The sequence below is a fragment of the Nonomuraea sp. NPDC050202 genome (assembly GCF_040656115.1).
GTDB lineage: Bacteria > Actinomycetota > Actinomycetes > Streptosporangiales > Streptosporangiaceae > Nonomuraea.
Genome location: NZ_JBFALF010000017.1, coordinates 218,696 through 238,407 on the forward strand (window position 1 = coordinate 218,696; position 19,712 = coordinate 238,407).

The following is a 19,712-nucleotide window of genomic DNA, read 5'->3' on the forward strand; positions in this document are numbered from 1 at the left end:
TCGGCGGCTCAGCGGCTCGGCGGCTCGGCGGCCTGGGTGGTACCGGGCCGGGTTTGCCGACGGGTCCGGGCGGCGGCGCGTCAGGCGGCCGCGAGGGTTTGGCGCCAGTCGCGGACGTTCCCGTCCGCCCAGCGGTGCAGCAGCTCCGCGTCGTGGCTGATCGCCAGCACCCCCGCCCCCGCACGTTCCCGGTACGCCTCGATCCGCCCCACCAGGTGGGCCTGCGTCGAGGCGTCCAGCATCGTGGTCATCTCGTCGCAGATCAGGTAGCGGGGCTCCAGGGTCAGCGCCCGCGCCACGCAGGCCCGCTGGAGCTGCCCGTCCGACACCTCGTGCGGCCTGCGGCCGAACAGCTCGGGGGTCAGCCCCAGCTCCTCCGCCAGCTCGTGCGCCCGGTCCAGGGGCCGCCTGGCCGCGCGCAGCGGCTCGGCGATCACGTCGAAGAGGGTGAAGCGGGGGTCGACGGCGAGGCGGGGCTGCTGAAAAATCAGGCCGATCGCGGTGCGTTGCGGCGCCCGGTGCCGCCAGCCCGTCACCGCGCGGCCGTCCACGGTGACCGTGCCCGCCATGGGTTTCAGGAGCAGGGCCAGCACGCGGGCCAGCGTCGACTTGCCGCACCCACTGGGCCCCGCCAGGCCGACCACCTCCCCCGGGCGCACGGACAGGGAGACGCGGTCCAGCACTCGGTGGCGACCGAAGGAGACGGTGATCCCGTTGGCTTCGAGGCCGCCGGCCGCAGGTCCCCCGGTTTCCGGCCCGCCGGCTTCAGGCCCGCCGGCTTCAGGCTCGCCGGCTTCAGGCATGGTGCTTTCAGGCATGGTGGCAGGCCACCTTCTTCCCGTTCATGAGCGGCTGGTCCTCGCAGGCGGCGGTCGCCAGGGGGCAACGGGGCAGGAAGGCGCAGCCGTCCGGGAGGCGGGTGAGTTCCGGTGGCCGGCCGGGGATGGGGACGAAGCGGCGCGAGGGCAGCGCGTCCAGCAGGCCCCGCGAGTACGGGTGGAGCGGGCCCGAGAAGAACGGCTCCGCCTGCGACAGTTCGACGATGCGGCTGGCGTACATGACAGCGATCTCGTCGGCCACCCGCTCGGCGGCGCGCAGGTCGTGCGTGATGACCAGCACCGCGCGCCCGTCGTCGCACAGGCGGCGCAGCTCGGCCATGGTGGCGTCCACGAGCGGCCGGTCCAGCCCCGTGGTGGGCTCGTCGGCGACGATGAGCGGCGGGTCGCCGGCCAGGGCGAGCGCGTTGGCGACGCGCTGCGCCATGCCGCCCGAGAGCTGGTGGGGGTAGCGGTCCAGGTCATCGGGGCGCAGTCCGGCGCGGTCGGCGAGCAGGTCAGGGGTCTCGGTGCGACCAAGCTCCCGCAACGTCTCGGCGAGCTGGGCACGGGCGGTGCGAACCGGGGTGAGGTGCGCGGCCGGGCTCTGCGGGATGAGCCCGATGAGCCGCCCGCGCACCTGCCGCGCCAGCACCTTCTCCGGCGCCGCGACGAGATCGAGAGGGTCGTCACCCCCGTCCAGCCAGGCGTGGCCCGTGACGGTGGCGTTGCCGGGCAGGAGGCCGAGCAGGGCGTGCGCCATCACCGACTTGCCGCAGCCCGACTCCCCCACCAGCGCCAGGCACCGCCCCTCCCGCAGCTCGAACCGGGCGTCCGTGACGGCGTGCACCTCGGCGCCGGGAAGGTGGAACCGCACCGACAGGCCGTCCACACGCAGCTTCACAGGTTGAGCTCCGATCTCCACCGCGGGTTGGCGCGGTCGCGTACGTACTGGGCCAGCGACGACACCGCCAGCGTCGGCACCAGGATCAGCAGCCCGGGGAAGAGGCTGGACCACCAGTCGCCCGCCAGCAGCGACCGCTGCCCATCGTTGATCATGTTCCCGAGCGAGGCCAGATGCGCGGGCAGCCCGAGGCCGAGGAAGCTGAGCGCGGTCTCGTGCCAGATCGCGTGCGGGATCATCAGCACGGTCGCCAGGAGCAGTTGCGGCGCCAGGTTGGGCAGGAAGTGGCGGACGACGATGCGCAGCCGGCCGGATCCGCCGGAGACGGCCGCGTCCACGAACGGCCGCCCGCGCAGCGACAGCACCTCCGAGCGGACGATCCGGGCGGCGGTCGTCCAGTGGGTGACGGCCACGGACACGACCACGGCGGTGGCGCTGGGCGCGAACAGGGCCACGATGAAGATCCCGAACAGCAGGTGGGGCAGCGCGTTGAACCCGTCCACGACCCGCATGAGCAGGCGGTCGGCGATCCCGCCCGCGGCGCCTGCGGCGAGCCCGACGAGCCCGCCGATGAACACGCTGACCACCGCCGCCGCCAGGCCGACCAGCATCGAGACGCGCAGCCCGTAGATGGAGCGGAGCAGCACGTCCCGCCCGACCTCGTCGGTGCCGAACGCGTGGGCGGGGGACGGCGGCAGGCCGGCCGAGCGCAGGTCCACGAGCTGCTGGTCGAGTCCCGCGACGAGCGGCACCAGCACCACGGCCAGGACCAGCACGGCCAGCGTGCCGAGCGCGAAGCGGTGGCGGCGGGCCCGCCGACGCGCCCGTCCATCCGCACCGGCCCGCCGCAGGGTCCCTCCGGCCGCGCCCGGCCACCACCGCGCCCCTCCGGCCGTACCCGAGCGCCGCCCCGCCTTCCCCGTCCGGGTGACGTTCATCAGCTCACCCCGAGCACGCGCACGCGCGGATCGGCCACCGTGTACGCCAGGTCGGCCAGCAGGTTCCCGGCGACCACGGCTAGCGTGGCCAGCAGGGTCAGCGCGGCCAGCAGCGGGAAGTCCACCGCCAGGGCCGCCTTGATCGTCGTGCCGGCCACCCCTGGCCAGGAGAACACGGACTCCACCAGGATCGCCCCGGTGACCAGTTCGGGCACGCGCGCCCCCATGATCGTGATGAACGGCAGCAGCGCCGAGCGCAGCGCGTGCCGCAGCAGGACGGTGCGCTCGCGCAGCCCGCGCGCCCGCGCACCGGTGACGAAGTCCTCGCGCAACACGCCGATGACCGACTCGCGCACGAACAGCAGCAGCCACGACGACTGCGAGAACGCCAGCACCGCGACCGGCAGCACCAGGTGCCGCGCCAGGTCGGGCAGCGTGACGGTGGTGGAGGCGGCGTCGGTGAGGCCCCCCGCGGGCAGCCAGCCGAGCGTCACGGAGAACACCCAGATCGCCAGCAGCCCCACCCAGAACACCGGCGCGGCCTCGTTGGCGAAGGCCGTGCCGGTGACCAGCCTGTCCAGCCAGGAGTCACGCCGCCAGGCGGCCAGCGTGCCGACGGCCAGCCCGGCGGCCAGCATGACGACCAGCGCGCAGCCGACGACCAGCAGCGTCCAGCCGAGCCGTTCGCCGATCACCTGGGCGACGGGCAGCCGCAGCGAGCGGGACTCGCCGAGGTCGCCGGTGAGCAGGTTGCCGAGCCAGGTCGTGTACTGCTCCAGCAGGGGCCGGTCCAGCCCCCAGTTCGCCCTGATCCCGGCCATGATCTGCGGGTCGGTGACCATGGCCCGCTCTCCCAGGTACTGCCGTACGGGGTCGAACGGGGACGCCTTGGCCAGCGCGAACATCCCGAACGTCACGGCCAGCAGCAGCGGCACGGCGAACGCCAGCCGCCACAGCACGATCCGCATCCAGATCACGGGGCGGGCTTCCAGTTCACCACGGTGCCGAGCAGGCCGCCGGTGGCGTGCTCGTGGGCCTCGACGCCGGGGGTGAGGCCGCTCCAGCTCCCGCGTACGACGTAGGTGTGCTTGAGGTAGACCAGGTACAGCCAGACGGCGTCGTCGCTGATGCGCTGCTGCACCTCGTCGTAGACCTTCTTGCGCGCGGCGGCGTCGGAGGTGCTGCGGCCCTGCTCCAGCAGCCGGTCCACCTCGGGATCGGTGTAGTGGCCCGGGTTGAAGTAGCCCTGGCCGGAGTAGGCGGAGTGGAACAGCTCGTAGTTGGTGTAGTCGGGGTCGTACGGGCTGCCCCAGCCCATGATCAGCGCGTCCTTCGACATGCGGTGGTCGATGGCGTCCCAGTCGAGCCCGGCGAGCCGCACGTCGATGCCGATCTGCTTGGCGTCGGAGGCCACGGCCAGCGCCAGCTCCTTGCGCAGCGAGTCGCCCGCCGGGTACATGAGCGTGAACCTGGCGGCCCTGCCGTCCTTGACCCTGATCCCGTCGGCGCCGGCCTTCCAGCCGGCCTCCTCCAGCGTGGCGGTGGCCCTGGCCCGGTCGGGGGCGGCGGAGCCGGTGACGGCGGGGTTGTGCCAGTCGGTACGGGGGGCGATCGGCCCGAAGGCGGGCTCGCCCGCGCCGGCCAGGATTGCCGAGACCATGGCGCCCCGGTCCACGGCCAGGCCGAGCGCCTTGCGGATGGCCAGGTCTCCGGTGACGGGCTGCTTCAGCGGGAACATGACACCTCGGTAGTCGGCGCTGGGCACCTCGTGGACGGTGACGCCCCGCTGGTTCCTGAACCGGGCCACGGCCTTGGGCGGCAGCTCGGTGGCGGTGAACTCGCCGGCCGCCATCCGGGTGGCGCGGGCGTTGTCGTCGGTGGTGTACGCCAGGACGAGGTTCGTGATCGCGGGTTTGCCGCCCCAGTAACGCTCGTTGGCCTTCAGGGTGATCTTGTCGCCCTTGGCCCAGGAGACGAAGGCGTACGGCCCGGTCCCGATGGGACTACCCGACAAATCGGACTTGTCGGGAATGATGCCGAGGGTGGTGCGCTGCAGGATCGGTGCGTACGGATGCTTCAAGCGGAAGACGACCGTCCGGGCGTCGGGCGACTCGACCTTTTCGATGGCCGCGTAGTCGCCCCGGATCGGCGAATTGTTGCCAGGATCGAGCACCTGCTCGTAGGTGTAGACGACGTCGGCCCCGGTCAGCGGCCTGCCGTCGTGGAAGGTGACGCCCTGCCGCAGCTTGAACGTCACCTCCTCACCCTCCACCTCCGGCAGCGACTCCGCGAGCGCGGGCTGGAGCTTCAGGTCGGGCGTGCGCCGGACGAGGCCGTCGTACATCAGCGAGCCGCCGTCCACCGAGTAGCCGAGCACCGGATTGAGCGAATCGGGCTCCGAGCCCAGGCCCAGCACGGCGGTGTCCTGCGCGGCGGCCGTGGCGCCCGGCGGCACCTCCGAGGGCGCCGAACACGCGCTCAGCACCAGGACAACTGCCCCGAACAGGGCCGATCTTCGCCTCATGAAGGCGACATTAAAGCGATCATCTCGCTATTGCAATACATTCGCAATAGAGTCCATGGGGTGAGCAGACATCACCCGCTTCCGGATCACCGAAATTGCGCTCACCCCCGTGTACGTCCTGTGATAGATAGATGACAACCTGGGGTTAGCGCGCCCCACGGGTACATCCGGCTAATGTCTCCGCTACCTGAGAAAGCACGGGCGAGTTCGGAGGACCGGTCATGGGCGACTCCACCGTCGGCACGTCCCATTCGTCCGCGCGCGGCAATCGCGCCCGAGGTTCGGGAGAGGCAGGCGAGGAGCCGGAGCTGCGCCGGCTGCTGGCGGGGCTGACCGCCGTCAGGGACGGCGACTTCCGCACGAGGCTCCCCGACGACGCCGACGGGCTGCTCGGCGAGATCGCCTCGGTCTTCAACGGCATGGTGGACCAGCTCTCCCTGTTCACCTCCGAGGTGACCCGGGTGGCCCGCGAGGTCGGCACCGAGGGACGGCTGGGCGGCCAGGCCGAGGTGCCCGCGGTCTCCGGCACCTGGAAGGACCTCACCGAGTCCGTCAACGCGATGGCGGGCAACCTCACCGACCAGGTACGCAGCATCGCCCAGGTCACCACGGCGGTGGCCCGCGGCGACCTGTCGCAGAAGATCACCGTGCACGCGCGCGGCGAGATCCTGGAGCTGAAGAACACCGTCAACACGATGGTCGACCAGCTCTCCTCCTTCGCCGCGGAGGTCACCAGGGTGGCCCGCGAGGTCGGCACCGACGGCAGGCTCGGCGGCCAGGCCGACGTCAAGGGCGTGGCCGGCACCTGGCGGGCGCTGACCGACTCGGTGAACTTCATGGCCGGCAACCTCACCGACCAGGTACGCAACATCTCGCAGGTCGCCACCGCCGTGGCCCGCGGCGACCTGTCGCAGCGGATCACGGTCTCGGCCCGCGGCGAGATCCTGGAGCTGAAGAACACCCTGAACACGATGGTCGACCAGCTCTCCTCGTTCGCCGACGAGGTGACCAGGGTGGCCCGCGAGGTCGGCACGGAGGGCAACCTGGGCGGCCAGGCCACGGTCAGGGGCGTGTCCGGCACCTGGAAGGACCTGACGGAGAACGTCAACGTCATGGCCTCCAACCTGACCAACCAGGTGCGCAGCATCGCCCAGGTGGCCACCGCCGTGGCCCGTGGCGACCTGTCGCAGAAGATCACCGTCGAGGCCAAGGGCGAGGTCGCGGCCCTGGCGCAGACGATCAACACGATGGTCGACACGCTGAGCGCGTTCGCCGACGAGGTCACCAGGGTGGCCCGCGAGGTCGGCACGGAGGGCCAGCTCGGCGGCCAGGCCCGCGTCCCGAACGTGGCCGGCACCTGGAAGAACCTCACCGACAACGTCAACTCCATGGCCGACAACCTGACCAACCAGGTGCGCAGCATCGCGCAGGTCACCACGGCCGTGGCCAGGGGCGACCTGACCCGCAAGATCGACGTGGACGCCCGGGGCGAGATCCTGGAGCTGAAGACCACGATCAACACGATGGTCGACCAGCTCTCGTCGTTCGCCGCCGAGGTGACCAGGGTGGCCAGGGAGGTCGGCAGCGAGGGCAGGCTCGGCGGCCAGGCCGAGGTCGAGGGCGTCTCCGGCACCTGGAAGCGGCTGACGGAGAACGTCAACGAGCTGGCCGGCAACCTCACCCGCCAGGTCCGCGCCATCGCCGAGGTGACCAGCGCGGTCACCTCCGGCGACCTGACCAGGTCGATCACCGTGGACGCCGAGGGCGAGCTGGCCGACCTGAAGGACAACATCAACTCGATGGTGAAGTCTCTGCGCGAGACGACCAGCGCCAACGAGCAGCAGGACTGGCTGAAGTCCAACCTGGCCCGCATGTCGGGCCTCATGCAGGGGCACCGCGACCTGGCCACGGTGGCCGAGCTGGTGATGAACGAGCTGGCGCCGCTGGTCTCGGCCCAGTACGGCGCGTTCTTCCTGGCCGAGGAGAGCGAGCTGCAGCTCATCAGCGCCTACGGCTACCCGGCGGACCCGGAGCGGCCGACCCGGTTCAGGATCGGCGAGGCGCTGGTCGGGCAGGCGGCGCGCAGCCGCAGGACGATCTCGATGACCGACCTGCCGCCCGGCTACATCACGATCTCCTCGGGGCTGGGCAGGACCGACCCCACGTCGGTGATCGTGCTGCCCATCGTGGTCGAGGAGCAGGTGCTGGGCGTGATCGAGCTGGCGTCGGTGCAGGCGTTCACGCCGGTGCACCGGGCCTTCCTCGACCAGCTCATGGAGACCATCGGGGTCAACCTCAACACGATCGTGGCCAACGCGCGCACCGACGAGCTGCTCAAGGAGTCGCAGCGGCTGGCCTCGGAGCTGCAGGCGCGCTCGGAGGAGCTGCAGAGCCAGCAGGAGGAGCTGCAGCGCTCCAACGCCGAGCTGGAGGAGAAGGCGACGCTGCTGGCCCGCCAGAACCAGGACATCGAGACCAAGAACCTGGAGATCGAGCAGGCCAGGCAGGAGCTGGAGGCGCGGGCGCACCAGCTCTCGCTGGCCTCCACCTACAAGAGCGAGTTCCTCGCCAACATGAGCCACGAGCTGCGCACCCCGCTCAACTCGCTGCTCATCCTGGCCCAGCTCCTCGCCCAGAACCACACCCGCAACCTGACGCCCAAGCAGGTGGAGTACGCCGGGATCATCCACTCGGCCGGCTCGGACCTGCTGCAGCTCATCAACGACATCCTCGACCTGTCGAAGGTCGAGGCGGGCAAGATGGACATCAACCCCGAGTGGGTGCAGCTGCGCAAGCTGCTCGACTACGTGGAGGCCACCTTCCGGCCCATGACGGGCCAGAAGAGCCTCGCCTTCCGCGTCACCACCGCGCCGGGTGTGCCCGCAGAGCTGCTCACCGACGACTCCCGGCTGCGCCAGGTGCTGCGCAACCTGCTCTCGAACGCCGTCAAGTTCACCGAGACGGGCAGCGTGGAGCTGCGCATCGAGCCGGCCGCGCCGGGCGAGCTGCCCGTCACCGTACGCCCGAACGGCCCCGCCATCGCGCTGCGCGTCATCGACACCGGCGTGGGCATCCCCGAGCAGCAACTGGAGGTCATCTTCGGCGCGTTCCAGCAGGCGGACGGCACGACGAGCCGCAAGTACGGCGGCACCGGGCTCGGCCTGTCGATCTGCCGCGAGATCGCCTACCTGCTGGGCGGCGCCATCACCGTGCAGAGCACGCCCGGGCAGGGCAGCGTGTTCACGCTGTTCCTGCCGGTGGCGCGGCCCGGGTTCGAGGTCGTGCCGGCGGAGGGCGAGCCCGCGCAGCCGGCGGAGCGGGCGCCGGTGGCCACGCGGCGGCTGCTGGTCATCGAGGAGCGCCGCAACGGGCTGCTGTCACTGGTGTCCGAGAGCGTCGTGGGCGATCTGGCCGGCACGCGCGACCACGACGGGACGATGGAGGTCGTCACGGCGGCGGGCGCGGAGGATGCGGCCGTCATGCTGGGCGGTGAGCCCTGTCACTGCATCGTGCTGGACCTCAGCATGCCGGACATGTCGGCTTATCACCTGCTGGACCTCATGGACCGCGACCCGCGCCTGCACGGCGTTCCGGTGCTCGCCTACAACAGCTGGCGCTCGCAGGCGCAGGAGGAGGTGAGCCTGGCGCACCAGCCGCTGGAGCTGCTGTCCAGCCTGGACGAGCTGCGCGAGCGCATCGCGCTGCACCTGACCGCCAACCAGCCGGGCGACGTGCTGCCCCTGGTCAGGACCGGGACGGTGGGCGAGGCGGCGGCCCGCGAGATCGACAACACCCTCGCCGGGCGCACCGTCCTGGTGGTGGACGACGACGCCCGCAACCTGTACGCGCTGACGAGCATGCTGGAGATCCACGGCATCAACGTGCTGCACGCCGAGAACGGCCGCAAGGGCATCGACATGCTGACCGACCACGCGGAGACCGACCTGATCCTGATGGACGTCATGATGCCGGAGATGGACGGCTACACGGCGACGGAGACGATCAGGTCCATGCCGCAGTACGCCGACCTGCCGATCATCGCGGTCACCGCCAAGGCGATGCCGGGCGACCAGGAGAAGAGCCTGGCGGCGGGGGCCAGCGACTACGTGACCAAGCCGGTGGACGCCGACCATCTCATCGAACGCATCCAGCACTGGATGGACCCGTCCTGACGACCTCGCGAGGAGCGGCGACGTGCACGCAGACGACCAGGCGACTCCTCCCCACACCCCCACGACCCCTGCCTGGGACGCCGGCGCGCCCGGCCAGGGCGGATGGCATGACGGATGGCATGACAGCGCCGCCCGGGGAGACAGCGTCGGGGAGGCCGTGGGACGGGACAGCGGTGAGGAGGGCGCGGGGGAAGGTGATCTGGGAAGGCTGGCGGCGACCGTCGAGCGGCTGCGGCGGCAGGCCGAGCGGGCGCGGCGGGAGGCCGCCGGCCACGCCCTGATCGAGCTGGCCAAGGGCGTGCTGCTGGAACGGCTGCAGTGCGGCCCGGCGCAGGCGGCCGAGCAGCTCGCCACGCTGGCCGGCAAGGCCGGCGTGTCCCGGCTGGAGGTGGCCGCCGACATCGTCAACGAGGTCGCCAGGGACCGCATCGGCGCGGCGGGCGAGTCCGACCCGGAGGTCTCGGTGCGGCTGCGCTCCGCCGAGAGCGCCGCGCTCGGCGCCCGCGACACCCAGGTGGTGGCCGTCGCGCTGCTGGAGCACGCGCTGACCCCGCTGGGCGCCACGGCGGTGGCGGTGTGGGCGGCCGAGCCGGGCGCCGCGCTCAGCCTGGCCGGGTACGCCGGCTTCGGCCCGGAGGAGGCCAGGCGCTGGCGGCACGTCCCGCCGGGCGTGATCACCCCGGCGGGGCGGTCGCTGACGGAGCGGCGGCTGATCTGGCACGCCGGCGCGGGCCTGCCCGCCATCGGCCGGCTCGTCGCCGGCGGCGGCAGGGTCACGGTGCCGATGACCATGGCCGGCCGGGTGCTCGGCGTGCTGGAGATCTGCTGGCCGCACGCGCTGCCCCCGCACCCGCCCAGGCTCGAACGGCAGATCGAGGCCATGGCCGAGCTGTGCGCGCACACGCTGGACGCGCCGTTCGCGCCGCTGACGCCGTCCGCCCCCGCGCTGTCGGAGATCGTGGACCTGGCCGACGCGCTGCCCGACCCCGCCCTGGTGCTGCAGGCGCACCTGGACGCCAGGGGCGAGCCGGCCGACTTCCGGATCAGGCACGTCAACGAGCGCATCGCGGGCGGTGACGGGCTGCTGCTGGAGGCGTACCCGCTGGTGCCGGGCGGGCTGCTGCTGGAGGCCTACCCCCGGGCGGCGGGCGGGCTGTTCACGCGGCTGCTGCAGGTGCACGCCACGGGCCGGCCGTTCCGCGCCGAACGGATGACGTTCGGCATGAGCACGACGGGCGTGGCCGACGTCAGCCTCACCCGGCACGGCGACAGCGTGCTGATGGTGTGGCGCGACCACGACGAGGACGCGCGGCTGGCCGGGCTGCTGGCGCACGCCCAGCGGCTGGGCCGCATCGGCGGCTTCGAGGAGAGCGCGGTGACCGGCCAGATCACCTGGAACGCCCAGCTCTACTCCCTGTACGGCATGGCCCCCGGCGACCGGCCGATCCCGCTGGAGCGGCTGCGCGACCACGCCCATCCCGACGACGAGATCGCGATCGGCCGCTTCCTGCGCACGGTGCTGCACCACCGGCGCTTCGCGGCCGTGGCGTTCCGGCTGGTGCGCCCCGACGGGATCACCCGCCACATGCGGGTGGTGGCCGAGCCGGTCTTCGGGCCGGAGGGGCGGCTCATGGCGGTGCGGGGCGCGTACCAGGACATCTCCTCGCAGCACTGGACGGAGGTCGCGCTGGCGGTCACCCGCGACCAGCTCGCCCACACCGAGGAGCGCTCCGCCGCGAGCAACCGCCTGGCCCTGCAGCTCCAGCAGGCGATCATGCCTCCCTCGCACGGCACGATGGACTCCTTCGGCCTGCACATCGCCGTGCGCTACCGGCCGGCGCAGAAGGAGGACCTGGTCGGCGGCGACTGGTACGACGCGGTCGCGCTGCCGTCCCAGCGCGTGCTGCTGTCGGTGGGCGACGTGGCCGGGCACGGCGTGGAGGCGGCCACGGGCATGGTGATCCTGCGCAACGCGCTGCGCGGCCTGGCCACGACCGGCGCGGGCCCCGCGCAGATCATGGACTGGCTGAACCAGGTCGCCCACCACCTCGCCAACCGGATGACCGCGACCGCCGTGTGCGCCCTGTACGACCCGCCCACCCGCGTCCTGCGCTGGGCCAGGGCCGGCCACCTGCCGCCCATCCTGCTGCGTGACGGGAACGGCTCGGAGCTGCCCATGGTCAAAGGGCCGCTGCTGGGCGCGTTCGCCGACGCCCGGTACGAGGAGGGCCGGGTCCAGTTGCGGGCCGACGACACGCTGCTGATGTACACCGACGGGCTGATCGAGCGGCGCGACCACAACCTGCGCCACGCCCAGGACCAGCTCCTGACCATCGCCGGGCGCTTCGCCGCCACGCTCGACCACCGCCTCGACGATCTGCTCACCCACTGCAACTCCGACACCGACGACGACACCTGCCTCATCGGCGTGCACCTGAGCTGACCGCACCCGCTGCCCGGTCGCGCGGCCAGGTTGCCCAGTCCCGGTCGCCTGGCCCCGTTGTCGGCCGGGTGGCTCACTGGGCATCCTTGGTCCGGTGGACTTCAGGAACGCCGACCTGCTCCTGGCCGACGCGCGGGCCCTGCTGGACGAGCATGCCTCCGTCCGCGCGCAGGCGCGGCACGCCCTCGGCGCGCTGCGCCGCGACGTGGCCAGGGCCGGGCTGGAGGCGGTGCCGGTCTCGCGGCTGAAGGACGTGACCGGCGGGCGGCTGCGCGTCGGCGCGCTGGAGAAGGCCGGGCTCGCCACGGTGCGGCAGGTGCTGGAGGTCACGCCGTACGAGCTGCAGTTGCTGCCGGGGATCGGCGCGCGGACGGCGGGGCAGATCCACGCGGCCGCCCGGCAGATCGAGCAGGCCGCCGCCGAGGCCGCGAGCCTGCGCCTGGACGTGGACCGGCCCGACCACCACACCACGGAGCTGGTGGTCGCGCTGCACCGCCTGGTGGGTGCCGGCCCGGACCTGCCCCGGGCGCTCGGCGCCGCCGGCGACCTGGCGGGACGGCTGGCGCCGCTGCTGGCAGAGGCGCGGCCCGCGCGCAGCAGGCTGCGGATGATGGTCACGCTGCCGGCGCGGCGCCGCCGGGCGCGGGAGGCGGCCGGGGCCATCGAGGACCTGCTGGCCGGCGCCGCCGCGACGCGGCTGCTGCTCGCCCAGGTCACGACCGACCTGCTGCGCCCGCCGGCCCGCGACTTCGAGGCGTGGGCGGACTTCGAGTCCCGCTCGCCGGAGTACTTCGCCCTGCTGGCGGAGCTGGCCGGCGAGCCGCTCGGCACCGGGCAGGGCATGCTGCCGGACGACCTGGCGGCCAAGGTCGCCGCGCAGCCGCTGGACGACAGCCACCGGCGCGTGTCCCTGCGCGGCTACCAGGCGTTCGGGGCCCGCTTCGCGCTCGTCCAGGAGCGCGTGATCATCGGTGACGAGATGGGGCTGGGCAAGTCGATCGAGGCCATCGCGGCGCTGGCGCACCTGCGGGCGTCCGGCGACACGCACTTCCTGGTGGTCTGCCCGGCCAGCGTGCTGATCAACTGGGTGCGGGAGATCGGCTCGCGCAGCACGCTGCGCGCCTACCCGCTGCACGGGCCCGACCGGCTCGCGGCCCAGCGGGAGTGGCTGCGGCAGGGCGGCGTCGCGGTGGCCACCCTGGACGGGCTGCACCGGGTCGGGAGCGCGGAGCCCCCGGAGCCCCCGGAGCTGCCGGAGCTGCCGGAGCTCGGCATGCTGGTCGTGGACGAGGCCCACTACGTGAAGAACCCGGAGACCAAGCGGTCGCGGGCGGTCGCCGCCTGGTGCGGGCGGACGCGGCGGGTGCTGTTCCTGACCGGCACGCCGATGGAGAACCGGGTGGAGGAGTTCCGGACGCTGATCTCGTACCTGCGGCCGGACCTGGCCGCCGGGCTGCGCAGCAGCGACGTGGTGGCGGGGGCGCAGGCCTTCCGCAAGGCGGTCGCGCCCGTCTACCTGCGGCGCAACCAGCAGGACGTGCTGGCGGAGCTGCCGGAGCGGGTGGAGGCCGACGAGTGGGTGGAGTTCAGCGGGGCCGACTTCGAGGCGTACCGGGAGGCGGTGGCCGCGGGCAACTTCATGGCCATGCGCCGCGCCGCCTACGCCGAGCCGGCCACCTCGGCCAAGCTCAAGCGGCTGCTGGAGCTGGTCGGGGACGCCGAGGCCAACGGGCTGAAGGTGGTGGTGTTCTCCTACTTCCGCACGGTGCTCGCCACCGTGGGGGCCGCGCTGGACGGGCGGGCGCACGGGCCGCTGTCCGGGGACGTGAGCGCCGAGCGGCGGCAGCGGGTGGTGGACGAGTTCTCGGCCGCCGCCGGGCACGCGGTGCTGCTCAGCCAGGTGCAGGCGGGCGGGGTGGGGCTGAACCTGCAGGCGGCGTCGGTGGTGATCCTGTGCGAGCCGCAGGTCAAGCCGAGCATCGAGGCGCAGGCGGCCGGCCGGGCGCACCGGATGGGGCAGGTGCGCCGGGTGCAGGTGCACCGGCTGCTCACCGTGGACTCGGTGGACCAGCGCATGCTGGACATCCTGCGCCGCAAGTCGGCGCTGTTCGACGCCTACGCCAGGCGCAGCGACCTGGCCGAGTCCACGGGCGAGGCGGTGGACGTCTCGGAGCAGTCGCTGGCCAGGCAGGTGATCGAGGAGGAGCAGCGCCGCCTGCTGCCCGGCTGAACCCGGCTGCTGGGAGCGCCTGCCGGATGAAGCCGGCTCGCTGAGGGCGCCTGCCGGGCGATCAGCCCCCGCCGAAGCAGACCCCGCCGGGCGATCAGCCCCCGCCGAAGCAGACCCCGCCGGGCGATCAGCCTCCGCCGAAGCAGACGCCGCCGCATCAGCCCGCGCCGAAGCAGACGAACGTGCACGCGGGCTCCCCTTCCGCGGCCGCCGCGAGCGCGTCGGCGGGGGACGCGCCGAGCGCCACGCCCCGGTGGTAGGCCATCATGACCTGCTCGGCCACGGCGTCGGGCACGCGGGTGAGGCTGGAGATCACGGTGGAGGTGCCGAGGTAGAGCAGGGCCGCGGTGAAGCCCAGCAGCTCGTCGCCCGCCCTGACCACCGCCTGCCCGACGTCGCACGCCGACAGCACCACGTGTCCCGGTGTCCTGTCCAGGCGCTGCAGGTCGTGGGCCATGAGAGGGCCGTCGGCCAGGTCGAGGCGGGAGAAGAGCACGTTCTCGCGCTCGTGGTGGCCGTGGGTGGCGAAGTGGGCGAAGGACGCGCCGTCGAGCGCGGCCAGGGTGGCCGACACGGTGGCCAGCTCGCCCCGGAGCGTACGCGCCTTCGGATGCACCGCGCCCAGCCGCTCGATCTCCCGATCGGCGTGCTCCAGGTCGGGCCCGGCGACCAGGACGGAGGAGCTGCCGTCCCGGACGAACGGCTCCGCGGCGCGCCTGGCCGCCAGCCAGACCAGCGCGGACGGCGCCACCGCCAGCGGCCTGCCGCGCAGGGTGGGCAGCAGCCCCCAGGGCACGGCGGACAGGCCCATGGTCGGGATCAGCACGATCCCCCTGGCGCCGGACAGCGCCTGCCGCAGCGGCGCTCCGAGCGCGCCTGTGAGCACGCCGAGCTGGCGCTGGACGGAGGCCTCGATCACCGCTTTCAGCGCGGGCCGCAGGTTGCGTCCCGCCTGGGCGTTGAGGTCGCCCGCCAGGCGGCGCGCGGCCTCCGCCACCGGCTCGTACGCGCTGAGCCTGTGCAGGTGGCAGCGGCCGTCCACGAGCACCAGGGCGAGCAGCCCGCCGCCCACGTTGAGCAGGCTGACCATGGCGAGCCCGTCCTCGGCCAGCGCCTCCTGCACCGCCGCGACCGGGGCGGGGGCCAGCCGCTCGCCGACGCCGGGGAGCTGCCAGCCGCGCTCCCTGATCACCTGCTCCAGCTCCAGGCAGCGCCTGCGCAGGGCCGGGCGGCGGCGGCCCGCGGCCTCGTCGGCGTGCATCTGCTGGGCGAGCTGGCGCAGCTCGGCCAGCGCCTCGGCGGTCTGCTCGTCCTCGGGCGCCCGCGTCGGCCTGAACCTGAACGCCTGCGCCCTGCACCGCTCGGACCAGGCGAACACCTGCCGCGGCGAGCCTCCTGCCAGGGCCGCCCTGAGCCCGTGACCGGCCAGGTCGGCGCCCAGGGCGGCGACGCCGGTGAGCATGTCGAGGCTGCCCAGCCGGCCGCGGTGGGAGTCGATGAGCGCCAGCCCTTCGCGCACCTTGCGCAGCGCCTGCCCGCGCCGGCCCTGGGCGCCGGCCAGCTCGGCCTCCGCCAGCCGCCGCATCAGCCGCACATCGAGCGGCTCCCCCTTGGACCGGCGGCCCGGACGCGAGGGAGGGGACGGGGCACCCAGCGGCAGACCGTCCAGCGGCAGAACGTCCGGCGGTGAAACGTCCGGCGGCGGGGATGGGGGTTGGGCGGTGGCGGTGGATGCGGTGGCGGTGGATGCGGCGGCGGTGAGGTGGCCTGCGGCGATGAGGGCGCGTACCGAGACCAGGCGGGCCATCTCGCCGTCGTCGGGCATGCCGAGCTCGGCGAAGCGGGCCGCCAGGTCCCAGGCGCGCCTGGCCACCGACCGTGGGGCGGTGCCGCGGGCCAGGTCGGAGCGCAGGCGCATGAGCTCCGCGCGTCGGGCCCAGGTCGCGCTGCCCCGGCGGCGGAAGTGCGCCTCCGCCCGCCTGGCCCAGTCGCGGGCCTCGGCGTGCCGCCCGGCGTCGAGCGCGCACTGGGCCCTGGCCAGCTCGGCCTCGGCGTAGTCCTGCATCAGGCGCTGCCTGCGGAAGCCGTCGATGGCCTGGTCAAGCGTGTGCCCGGCCTCGTCGGTCAGGCCCACGGCGAGCAGCGCGCGGGCCCGGTCGAGCGCGAGCACGGGCAGGAAGCCGGGGTTGACGTCCTGGTAGAGCCGCTCCACCCGGGCGAACACGCTCAGCGCGGCCGGCACGTCGCCGAGCAGCAGGTCGCAGTAGCCGTCATTGTGCAGCGCCTTGGCCGCGAGCACGGGGTGGTCGTGGGTGTGCGCGAGCTGGGCGCTCCTGCGGGCGTCGTCCCTGGCCTGGCGGATGTGCCCGGTGGCGATGTGGATGACCGACCGGTTGAGCAGCACCCTGGCCAGCTCGACGCGGTCGCCGTCGAGCTGCAGCAGGGGGGCGGCGATGTCCAGCTCGCGCAGCGCCTGGGTGCTGGAGCCCATGCGCAGGTGCATCAGGCCGCGCTGGGCGTGCACGATGGCCAGCTCCCCGGCGGGGGCCCGGCGCTGGGCCTCGTCGAGCAGTTCCATTCCGAGCTCGCTGCGGCCCAGCTCGGCCTCGGCGTGCGCGAGGCTGGTCAGCAGGCGGGCGAGCAGATCGTCGTCGTCGGCAACGAGGGCACTGCCTCCCGAGGCGCGGCCCGCCGTGGATCCCGCCACCGTGGAGCCGCCCGCCGTGGAGCCACCTGCCGTGGAGCCACCCGCGCGGGGGCCGTTGGCCGGGGTGGCCCAGCCGACCAGGGCGAGGGCCCGGCGGAGCCTGCGGGCGGCGAGGGCCGGGCGGCCGTTGTCGGTCGCCTCGACGCTGAGCCTGTGCAGGCGCTCCGCCTGCTCTCGGACAGTGCCCGCACGCCTGCTGTCGCGCATCCGGCCTCGCGGTGGTCAGAGGATGAGTGAGGGCGTCACCGCCAGTATCGTCGCCTGCGCCGGATCATCAAGCCCCTGGCGCACCACGAGTTGCGACAGCCCTCTCGGCACCACGTCGAGCACGAACCGCCCCTGGTCGTCGGCCCTGACGACGTGGGCGCCCCCGCCGCAGCGCAGCTCCACCAGGTGGTCGCCGGGGGGCGCGAGCCAGCCGTCCACGCGGACGGCGTGGTCGTCACGCGCGCTGACGCTGATCATGATGGTGAGGATCTCGCTGTCGAAGGTGATCGTCCGGCTGTCCTCGCCACCCCGAACGCCGGCGGGCAGCACGTCCTCCTCCTGCGGCCGCAGCACCTCGAACTCGGGCGATTCCAGGGCCAGGGCGAACTGCAGGCGTTCGACGAGCGTCGCGGGCACGGGATCGACGACGCGGTAGACGTTCGCGATCTCCTCGGCGAGGTGCTGGTCCTCGGGGGGGAAACGGGGGTGATCCCCTTGGGCCGTGTTCATCAGGAACTCCAATCCGGGTCCTTCGCGAGCAGGAGGCGCAACTTCGCGAAGCACCGGCCGCGCGTGGGCCCGATGCTGCCCATCGGCATGCCGAGCGCGGCGGCCACCGCGTCGTAGTGGGGCCGCGGCACGAAGGCGATGATCCTCAGCAGCTCGGCGCACCGCTTGGGCAGGCTCTCGACCGCGTGCCAGAGCGCGCGCCGCCGCTCGTCGTCCACGAGCAGCTCGTCGGGGGTGAGCACGCTGTCGGGCAGCTCGTCGAACGTGTCGTCCCCGGGGAGGTCGTCCTTGCGCGAGGCGCGGCTGACCCGCCACGCCTCGCGGCGGGTCGTGGTGACGAGCCATTCGATCAGCGCGGCGGGAACGGAGATGGCGTGCAGGTGCCGCAGCAGGGTGAGCCAGGTGGTCTGGATGACGTCCTCGGCGGCCTGCTGGGTCAGGCCCTGGTTCCGCGCGGTGTGCCAGAGCACGGGGGTCAGCTCGGCGACGATGGCGTCGAGCGCGCCGCTGTTGCCCTGCCGCGCCTCGATGAGCAGCGCGGCGAGCCGGTCGCGGCGCTGGCCGCGGGCGGTGGGCGCACGTTCGAGTGCGGGGTCGCCGGTCATCAGATCGGTACGACTTCCGGCCGCGCGGCCTTGTCGTTGATCATCGTGTCGACGACCGTCCTGGCCCGTTCGACCCGGTCGACGCCCACCTGCTGGACCGTCTTGGTCAGCTCGGCGGCGATGGCGCCCGCGACGATCGGCGCCGCGAACGACGTGCCGCTCCAGGCGCAGTGCGTCCCCATGGCGTCGCAGTCGAGCGAGGCGCGCTCGCCGGTGCTGAGCGTGGCGTTCTGGGCGCCCCTGAACTGGGGCGGGAACGTGCTGACGACCATGGCGCCGGGCGCCCGCCACCGTACGGCGGGGTGCTCGTTGCTGAAGATGGCGATCGTCCCGTCGGGGTTCTTGGCGGCGACGCCGAGCATGGGCGCGAGCGGCGGCCCGGGGACGGCCGTGTCCGACAGGGCGGCGAGGTAGAACGGCCGGGTGGTGGCGTAGTTGCCGGCGGCGTTGACGACGATGACGCCGCGCGCCCGAAGCTGGTTGACCTTGTCGAACAGCGCCTGCATGGCCGGGCTGCCGGTTTCCGCGAAGCCGCCGAAGGAGCAGCACAGCACGTCCACGGCCTGCCCGCCGTCCAGCAGCTCCACCAGGCGGTCGAGCGCGGCGTGCACGGCCTCGCCGGGGACCACGCCGTCGCTGTGCATGACCTTGTACATCAGGACGCGGGCGTCGGGCGCGATCTGCGCGATGAGGCCGGCCAGCATGAGGCCGTGGCCGGTGTGCGAGTTGAGGGTGCCGACCAGCGGGTTGGGCAGCTGGCCGAGGTCCTCGTACCCGACGAGCTTGGCGATGTCGCGGCCCTGGTAGGCGGGGTGGGTGTCCTCGATGAGCTGCTGCCCGTCCGGGTCGACGGTCAGGAACGCGTCGGGGTCGGTCACGGGTTTGAACCAGGGGTGCGCGGCCACGCCGGTGTCCAGGGTGACCACGGTGATCCTGGGCCCGCCGAGCTCTTCGAGCGTGCGGCGGCGCGGCGGCCCGGCCACCACGGTGACGGGGACGCGGCCGTAGCCGGGGCGGCTGTTCCCGCCGTGCTCCTCGGTCACGGCGTGCCCGCTGGTGGCGGGCTCGCCACCGAGGGCGAGCGAGCCGATGCCGCTGGTGGCCGAGCCCACGAACAGGTGGTCCAGCGAGATCTTCTCCAGGCCCTCCCTGTCGGCCGGGGTGGCGTCCTGCTCGCGCAGGGCGCGGCGCACGGCCCGCAGGGCCGGCCAGGCGTCCGCCTTGACGTCGCGGGCTCCCCCGGCGACGGTCAGGACGGCGGGCAGCCAGGCGGTCTCGCGGCCGGGCTCCCTGCGGCGGGCGCGCTCGACGCTCTCCTCCGAGAGCTTGAGCCCGACATCGGCCAGCGCCGTGTTGATCCAGTCCGTGTCGTCCCGGCTGACGAGCAGGTGCGCGGGTACGAGGAGCACGTCCGCGCGGTAGACCGTCGAGTCGGGCCGGGTCTCGCCGTCGTCCAGGCCGACGGCCCACGGGTCGAGGACCTTGGCTCCGTGCCGGTCCAGGATCTCCCGGGGGAGGGTGAAGCCCTGCCAGGACGGCCCGAACTTCTCGGTGGGGCCGGCTTTGGCTGCTTCGGGGATGTAGTCGATGGTCATACGCCGTCTCCGTTCTTCCCTCTGTGGCCTACGAGAGCGGATCGGGAGCGCCGATACGCGCA

12 protein-coding genes are annotated in these 19,712 nt (G+C 73.3%); 3 read left to right on the forward strand and 9 right to left on the reverse strand.

Annotated features, from left to right (window positions below; genetic code table 11):
* Positions 1-80: 80 nt before the first annotated feature.
* The 5 genes from AB0I79_RS36230 to AB0I79_RS36250 are packed head-to-tail and all read right to left on the reverse strand — an operon-like array spanning position 81 to position 5,181.
* The gene (locus AB0I79_RS36230; RefSeq protein WP_357883231.1) at positions 81-818 is read right to left on the reverse strand and encodes a dipeptide/oligopeptide/nickel ABC transporter ATP-binding protein; all 738 of its coding nucleotides are present in this window, start codon (positions 816-818) and stop codon (positions 81-83) included.
* Entirely contained in the window at positions 811-1,719 is a 909-nt protein-coding gene (locus tag AB0I79_RS36235; RefSeq protein ID WP_357883234.1) for an ABC transporter ATP-binding protein, read from the reverse strand. The genes AB0I79_RS36230 and AB0I79_RS36235 overlap by 8 nt, the downstream gene beginning before the upstream one ends.
* On the reverse strand, positions 1,716-2,657 hold the full coding sequence (locus AB0I79_RS36240) for an ABC transporter permease (RefSeq protein ID WP_357883237.1): 942 nt from the start codon (positions 2,655-2,657) through the stop codon (positions 1,716-1,718). The genes AB0I79_RS36235 and AB0I79_RS36240 overlap by 4 nt, the downstream gene beginning before the upstream one ends.
* On the reverse strand, positions 2,657-3,625 hold the full coding sequence (locus AB0I79_RS36245) for an ABC transporter permease (protein WP_357883361.1): 969 nt from the start codon (positions 3,623-3,625) through the stop codon (positions 2,657-2,659). The genes AB0I79_RS36240 and AB0I79_RS36245 overlap by 1 nt, the downstream gene beginning before the upstream one ends.
* Before the next feature lie 5 nt (positions 3,626-3,630).
* On the reverse strand, positions 3,631-5,181 hold the full coding sequence (locus AB0I79_RS36250; protein WP_357883240.1) for an ABC transporter substrate-binding protein: 1,551 nt from the start codon (positions 5,179-5,181) through the stop codon (positions 3,631-3,633).
* Positions 5,182-5,402: 221 nt separating this feature from the next.
* Between AB0I79_RS36250 and AB0I79_RS36255 the strand changes: the two genes are divergently transcribed.
* The 3 genes from AB0I79_RS36255 (at position 5,403) to AB0I79_RS36265 (ending at position 14,026) form a co-directional block, all read left to right on the forward strand.
* Positions 5,403-9,353, forward strand: coding sequence for a HAMP domain-containing protein (locus tag AB0I79_RS36255; protein WP_357883243.1), 3,951 nt, complete (start codon positions 5,403-5,405; stop codon positions 9,351-9,353).
* Between the two features lie 22 nt (positions 9,354-9,375).
* Positions 9,376-11,796, forward strand: a complete 2,421-nt coding sequence (locus AB0I79_RS36260; RefSeq protein ID WP_357883246.1) for a SpoIIE family protein phosphatase — start codon at positions 9,376-9,378, stop codon at positions 11,794-11,796.
* A gap of 94 nt (positions 11,797-11,890) precedes the next feature.
* Entirely contained in the window at positions 11,891-14,026 is a 2,136-nt protein-coding gene (locus tag AB0I79_RS36265; RefSeq protein WP_357883249.1) for a DEAD/DEAH box helicase, read from the forward strand.
* Positions 14,027-14,183: 157 nt separating this feature from the next.
* Here the strand turns inward: AB0I79_RS36265 and AB0I79_RS36270 are convergent, their stop codons facing one another.
* Genes AB0I79_RS36270 through AB0I79_RS36285 form a run of 4 tightly spaced genes read right to left on the reverse strand, consistent with a single transcriptional unit; the run spans position 14,184 to position 19,650 of the window.
* On the reverse strand, positions 14,184-16,940 hold the full coding sequence (locus AB0I79_RS36270; RefSeq protein WP_357883252.1) for a CHAT domain-containing protein: 2,757 nt from the start codon (positions 16,938-16,940) through the stop codon (positions 14,184-14,186).
* A 15-nt stretch (positions 16,941-16,955) separates the two neighbouring features.
* Positions 16,956-17,450, reverse strand: a complete 495-nt coding sequence (locus tag AB0I79_RS36275) for a hypothetical protein (protein WP_357883255.1) — start codon at positions 17,448-17,450, stop codon at positions 16,956-16,958.
* On the reverse strand, positions 17,450-18,055 hold the full coding sequence (locus tag AB0I79_RS36280; RefSeq protein WP_357883258.1) for a sigma-70 family RNA polymerase sigma factor: 606 nt from the start codon (positions 18,053-18,055) through the stop codon (positions 17,450-17,452). Before AB0I79_RS36280 ends, AB0I79_RS36275 begins: the two co-directional genes overlap by 1 nt.
* Positions 18,055-19,650 carry a S8/S53 family peptidase gene (locus AB0I79_RS36285; protein WP_357883261.1) on the reverse strand — a complete coding sequence of 532 codons (1,596 nt, stop codon included), beginning with the start codon at positions 19,648-19,650 and terminating at the stop codon, positions 18,055-18,057. The genes AB0I79_RS36280 and AB0I79_RS36285 overlap by 1 nt, the downstream gene beginning before the upstream one ends.
* Between the last annotated feature and the right edge of the window lie 62 nt (positions 19,651-19,712).